The 1043-nt window shown below is 24.7% G+C and carries 1 pseudogene; it reads right to left on the reverse strand.

The window, feature by feature from the left end:
• Positions 1 to 110: 110 nt before the first annotated feature.
• Positions 111 to 511, reverse strand: a pseudogene (locus HCG76_RS18840) (pyridoxamine 5'-phosphate oxidase family protein).
• Positions 512 to 1043 lie beyond the last annotated feature (532 nt).

A 1043-nucleotide genomic window follows, 5' to 3' on the forward strand; every position in this document is an offset into this window, starting at 1 on the left:
CGGAGGTTTTTTTATTTCTACTCACCGCTAGAAGCTCTCCGGAACCACAGGTAGAACCTGTGGTATTCTAAATACAATAAAAAAAGTGCTCTTAAAACTTAGAGCACCTTTTATAAATTATATTCTTTTGGTGGTTGTCCGCTAAAATCTGATATTATAGCCTTAGCATCTTCTAAATAGAAAACTTCAAATATTGGATTATCTGCTTTTTGATATTGACCTTTAACTATTTGATTACTCATACATGCCTCTTTTACTAACATATTATCTTCAAATACAGCTTTACCACTTAATCTAATCCATGAATATTCTGGTGATGATACTGAAATTTCAACATATGGATCTTCTTGAATATCTTTATATACATTTTTTTATTATTTGTACAAAACCATAACTTATCTTCTTTTTCAAAACAAAACATAAATGGTCTACACTTTGCTTTACCATTCTCCCCTATTGTAGCTAAATATTGTACTGGATTATTCTTTAAAAACTGTACTACTTCATTCATTTTTTTATCCACCTAAACTTTTAGTATAAATATATTTTAATTTTAAATATATGAAGTGAGAAGTACACACTTTAAAGTGGTATAGTTACTTAAATGTTACTATTAAAAAATTTAAAAACTTAAAAAGTAAATTATTGAATTTGTTTTTGTATATTTTCATCATAAAAGACAATAATATTAATATCCCAATTCCCCATTTATTTAAATAAAAAAATGTGTCATCCCCCTGACACATTTTTTTTGTACTATCTTATTATTCAAAAGGATTGTATCTGCATGATTATCTAACATATTTATTAATTAAGCGGATACAATCTTTTTGTTATTTTATTTATTATCATTTTTATAAATTATTAATTCATTAACGTCTCCAAGTCAATTTTCAACTATAACTAAACATATATCTATACCTTTATCTACCAAAAATAGGCTCATTTAAATTCCTATTATATATTTTAATACTATAATAGTGCAAAAATACTTGAATAATTTTACAACTGAATAAAATAAAAAAACATTCATGATAAATCCT

Origin of the sequence: Clostridium sp. K13 (genome assembly GCF_019734195.1) — a bacterium.
Classification (GTDB): domain Bacteria; phylum Bacillota; class Clostridia; order Clostridiales; family Clostridiaceae; genus Clostridium.